Annotated in this window: 3 protein-coding genes and 1 pseudogene; 1 reads left to right on the forward strand and 3 read right to left on the reverse strand. The window is 66.4% G+C overall.

Going from position 1 to position 5,304, the window contains the following annotated elements; translation table 11 throughout:
• Window positions 1–506: 506 nt before the first annotated feature.
• Both JWQ81_RS19880 and JWQ81_RS19885 read right to left on the reverse strand, forming a co-directional pair.
• Complete coding sequence (locus JWQ81_RS19880; protein ID WP_297543671.1) at window positions 507–1,751, reverse strand: Ig-like domain-containing protein; 1,245 nt, start codon at window positions 1,749–1,751, stop codon at window positions 507–509.
• Between the two features lie 103 nt (window positions 1,752–1,854).
• On the reverse strand, window positions 1,855–2,724 hold the full coding sequence (locus tag JWQ81_RS19885) for a patatin-like phospholipase family protein (protein ID WP_297543673.1): 870 nt from the start codon (window positions 2,722–2,724) through the stop codon (window positions 1,855–1,857).
• A 122-nt stretch (window positions 2,725–2,846) separates the two neighbouring features.
• Here JWQ81_RS19885 and JWQ81_RS19890 point away from each other — a divergent pair, with 122 nt between their 5' ends.
• Entirely contained in the window at window positions 2,847–4,784 is a 1,938-nt protein-coding gene (locus JWQ81_RS19890; protein WP_297543675.1) for an acyl-CoA dehydrogenase family protein, read from the forward strand.
• A 40-nt stretch (window positions 4,785–4,824) separates the two neighbouring features.
• Here the strand turns inward: JWQ81_RS19890 and JWQ81_RS19895 are convergent.
• Window positions 4,825–5,304 (reverse strand): annotated as a pseudogene (locus JWQ81_RS19895) (lipoyl synthase); the annotation flags it as partial.

Genomic DNA, 5,304 nt, shown 5'->3' on the forward strand with positions numbered 1-5,304 from the left:
GTACTGCAGTCGAAGGGCTGTGGGAGAGTAGGACACCGCCGGACATATTTTCAGTGAAGGATGACGGTAGCCCCGGTCGAGAGCATTTATTGTTCTCCCGGGGCTACCGTCATTTCCACGTCTGCGCGCACACGGCAAACTCGTGTGCACAGACAGCAAACTCGCGAGTGTGCCGTCTGTGCACACGAGAGTGCGTTCCATGGACACGTGAGTGCTGTCCATGCACATGCCCGCTGGCGGCTGCCCGAGCCCGAACGTGGGACTCGGCCGCCTGAACGGGGGACTCGCGATAGCTGCGGGGCCGGAGGCGCGAGTCCCACGCTTGCAGGGCGCGAGTCCCACGTTCGCAAGCGTGAGTTCGACGTTGCGGACCTGCACACGCGCGCCAGCGCGGTGAGGGCGACAGGGCAAAAAGGAGCGGGCGGTCGCGTGGTGCGACCGCCCGCTGGGATCCCGTGGGTGCACGGGATCCGTACTGCCCGCTGTGCCCGATACCGCGTGAAGTGTTACTTGATGGCGCTACCCGCCTGCCACTGCGCCCAGGTCTGCGACCAGTCACCGTAGAGGTCCCACACCGGCAGCTGCTTGCCACCGGAGTTGGTGACCTCGACGACGTCGCCGAGGCTGAGGTTGGTGAAGAACCATTCCGCGTTGGCGGCGTTCAGGTTGATGCAACCGTGCGACACGTTCGAGCTGCCCTGCGCGCCGACGCTGTTCGGGTTCTCGTGGACGAACTCGCCGTCATTCGAGATCCGCGAGGAGAACTTCTCCAGCGAACGGTAATAGCCGGGCTGACCCTGGCAGACGCCGTAGGTGCACGAGTCCATCGTGTAGTTGGCGTCCTTGAACGAGATGACGTGCGGACCGAGATGCGTCGGCGTGGCGTCCTTGCCCATGGAGATCGGCATGGACTTCACCATCGCGCCGTTGTGGAAGATCTGCATCTGCTCGGTGTTGCCGTCCGCCTTGGCGATCCAGGAGTCGTGCACCTTGTACGTCTCGGTGCGGTCCTCGGCACCGAAGACGCCGTTGCCGAAGTCGAGGCCGTAGATCTTGGCTGACACCTTGAGCGTGGTTCCCGGCTGCCAGTACACCTTCGGCCGGTAGTGGACGTTCTTGTCGTCGATCCAGTACCAGCCTCCGTCCTGCTTCGGCGTCGACTCGACCGACAGCTGCTTCTCGACCTCGGCCTTGTTCTTCACCGGTTGCGTGAAGCTGAACACGATCGGCTGGCCGACGCCCACGCCCGTGCTGGCGACCGCGGCCGGCGCCGGGATGAGGTTCGGGTTGACCTGCTTGGTCGGCGTCACGGTGGTGAGCTGGCTCTGCTGCTCGACCGGCTTGCCGTCGGAACCCTGGGCGTGGGCCAGCACCTTGTACGTGCTGCCGTAGCCGAGTTCCTCGGACGACGTCCAGGTCAGGCCGTCCGCGGCGATCTTGCCCGCGACCGTCTTGTTCTTCGCGGTGTTGGTGACCGTGACGTCGAGGATCTTGCCGTTGGTCGCAGTCACGACGATCGGCGTCGCCGGGTTGACGTTGGTGCCCGAGGCGGGGGTGATCGCCACCGCCACGGCCGCCTGCGCGGGAGTGTCGCCGGCCGACGAAGGCGCGCCGGCGACACTCCCGGTGGTGCCGCTGCCGCCGTTATCCGAGGAGCTGCACGCGGACAGCGCGAGCGCCGTGATCATCAGACCCGCGACGGCGACCGTGCGAGTTCTGGGCCGGGAAAACAAGGTCCTGGTGAGAGGCATGTGGTCTCTTTTGCGGGATAGCGGGTGTGCGGGCATCAGCATTAAAACTACGCGACCGTCAAGACGTCTCGAGCCCCGGTCTGTTGCACCGAGGTGACCTCCGTCACGGCATAACCAGACCTGGTCCACCGTATAAACCGGGCCCCTCGACGGTGATTTCGGCGAGGAATGTCCGAGCTGACTGAAATGCCTGATCAGTCAATTCCTCGGTGTGGCTGAAGTCGAGCGGACTGAGCCGGATCGGGGCCGGTCCCGGCAGATAAACGACCGGCACCTGCGCCGCGGCCAGCGGCGCTTCGAGCACCGCCTGGTTCCGCATGCTGATCATCGCGGTGAACATCATGACCTCGGCGAACGTGCGTGGCGCGGCCGGTAGCTTGCCGGGGAAGGCGCAGTCCAGCACGACCAGCGAGCGCGCCCCCATGGCCAGCGCCTGGCGCATCGGCACGTTCGCGACGAGGCCGCCGTCGTAGAGCAGCTTGCCGTCGTGTGAGACCGGCGGGTAGATGCCCGGGATCGCGGCGCTTGCCAGCAAGGCGGGCTTCAGCTCCCCGGAACGGATCAAGATCGGTTCGGCCGTGTCGACGTCGGTGACGACCACGCCTAGCGGCAGCGCCAGGTCCTCGAAGCGGGCGCCCGGGCCGAGGTGCTCGTCGACGATCGCGGCGAGCCCGGAGTTCGGGAACAGGTGCGTCTTGCTGTGCCTCAGTGTGCGGACCTGGCTCAGCACCCCGCCCGGGAACGCCTCGTGCTTGGTCATCTGCGACCAGATCTTGTGCAGCCGGGCCGGCGAGTCGTCCCCCGGCATCGCGAGCACCGCGGCGTTCAGCGAACCGACCGACGTGCCGACCAAGAGGTCCGGCGTGATGCCGACTTCGGCGAGCGCCCGCAGCATGCCGACCTGCATCGCGCCGAGACTCCCGCCGCCGCCCAGCACGAAGCCGACCGGGCCGGGGAGATGATCGACGGGCATACGTCGAATCTAACCGCCCCGCTGCCGTTCATTCGCCCGGCTGTCGGTTTCCTCGCAGCTACTTATGGGTAACACTCGTCACAGTGACTTGACTCGATTTACTTGACTCAAGGAGGCGTGCCGTGGCCGAGCAACCGAAGGTGACGGAGAAGGAAGCCAGAGCGGTGGCCGAGGAGGCGCGGGAGAGCGGCTGGAACAAGCCTTCCTTCGCCAAGGAGCTCTACCTCGGCCGATTCCGCCTCGACCTGGTACACCCGCACCCTCGGCCCACCTCGGAAGCCGCCGCCAAGTCCGCGAAGTTCCTCACCGACCTGCGCGCCTACTGCGAGGCCATCGACGGCACGGTCATCGAACGCGAGTCCCGCATTCCCGACGAATACGTCAAGGGGCTGGCGGCGCTCGGCTGCTTCGGCATCAAGATCCCCGAGGAGTACGGCGGCCTCGGCCTGACGCAGGTGGCCTATAACCAGGCGCTCATGCTCGTGGGCTCGGTGCATTCCACCCTCGGGGTGCTGCTGTCGGCCCACCAGTCCATCGGCGTACCGGAGCCGCTGAAGCTCGCCGGCACCCCCGAGCAGAAGGCCAAGTTCCTGCCGCGCTGCGCGAAGGGCGCCGTTTCGGCCTTCCTGCTGACCGAACCCGACGTCGGATCGGACCCTGCGCGGCTCGCGACCTCGGCGACGCCCACCGAAGACGGTGAGGCCTACGAGCTCAACGGCGTCAAGCTCTGGACTACTAACGGCGTCGTCGCCGAGCTCCTGGTCGTGATGGCGCGGGTGCCGAAGGGCGAAGGTCGCCGCGGTGGCGTCACCGCGTTCATCGTCGAGGCGGACTCGCCCGGGATCACCGTCGAGCGCCGCAACGCGTTCATGGGCCTGCGCGGCATCGAGAACGGTGTCACCCGCTTCCACAACGTGCGCGTCCCCAAGGACAACGTCGTCGGCGGCGAAGGCAAGGGGCTACGGATCGCGCTGGCCACGCTCAACACCGGACGGCTGTCGATTCCTGCGCTGTGCGCGGGCGCGGGCAAGTGGTGCCTGAAAATCGCTCGGGAGTGGTCGGCCGAACGCGTCCAGTGGGGAAAGCCGCTCGCCGAGCACGGCGCGGTGGCGAGCAAGATCTCGTTCATCGCGGCGACGACCTTCGCTCTCGAAGCGGTGCTCGACCTCTCCGCGCATATGAGCGATGAAGGCCGCAACGACATCCGCATCGAGGCCGCGCTGGCCAAGCTCTGGGCCAGCGAGATGTCGTGCCTGATCGCCGACGAACTCATGCAGATCCGCGGCGGTCGCGGGTACGAGACGGCCGAATCACTGGCCGCGCGCGGAGAACGCGCGGTTCCGGTCGAGCAGATGGTCCGCGACCTGCGGATCAACCGCATCTTCGAGGGGTCCTCGGAGATCATGCACCTGCTCATCGCGCGCGAAGCGGTGGACGCGCACCTCGCCGCGGCAGGTGATCTCGCTGACGCCGATGCTGACGTCAAGAGCAAGGCGAAGGCCGCGGCCAAGGCGAGCGGTTTCTACGCCAAGTGGCTCCCGCAGCTCGTCACGGGCAAGGGGCAGGTCGTCACGTCGTATCGCGAGTTCGGGCCGTTGGCCGGACACCTGCGGTACGTCGAACGGAACGCCCGCAAGCTCGCGCGTTCGACGTTCTACGGCATGGCGCGGTGGCAGGCCGGCCTGGAGAAGCGGCAAGGTTTCCTGGCCAGGGTGGTCGACATCGGGGCCGAGCTGTTCGCGATGTCGGCGTCGTGTGTCCGCGCCGAGATGCTGCGCCAGGACGACGTCGGCCGCGGTAAGGCCGCCTTCGAGCTGGCTGAGGCGTTCTGTCAGCAGTCCCGGCTGCGTGTCGAAGAACTCTTCGACACCTTGTGGGAGAACACCGACGACCTCGACGCCCGGTTGGCGGCGGACGTCATCAAGGGCCGCCATGTGTGGCTCGAGGAGGGCGTTCTGGACCCGAGCGAGGGCACCGGCCCGTGGATTTCGCACTGGGAACCGGGCGCTTCCGTCGAGGACAACGTGTCTCGGCGGTATCTACCGTCCACACGCGAGTAAAATCGGTTCGGGGGCCTTCGCGAGAAGGCCCCCGAAGCCGTCAGCGTGCGAGTCGCGCGAGGACGGAACTGGCTTCTTGTGCGGCGGCACCTTCGACGACGAGGTGCGACAGGTTCTCCGGCAGTGTCTCACCACGATGCGCCTTCGTCTGCGCGTACAGACGTCCTGCCCGATAGGACGACCGGACCAACGGACCCGCCATCACACCAGCGAAACCCATCGCCTCAGCAGCCTTCGAATGCTCCACGAACTCCTCCGGCTTCACCCACCGGTCCACCGGATGATGACGCGGAGACGGACGCAGATACTGCGTAATCGTCAGGATCTCGCAACCAGCGTCAACCAGGTCCCGCATCGCCGGACCGACCTCATCCGGCGTCTCACCCATACCCAAAATCAGGTTCGACTTCGTCACCAACCCAGCCTCACGAGCCGCCGTGATCACCGACAACGACCGCGCATAACGGAAACCAGGACGAATCCGCTTAAAAATCCGCGGCACCGTCTCCACATTATGCGC

The organism is Amycolatopsis sp. (assembly GCF_025464955.1).
Taxonomy (GTDB): Bacteria; Actinomycetota; Actinomycetes; order Mycobacteriales; family Pseudonocardiaceae; genus Amycolatopsis.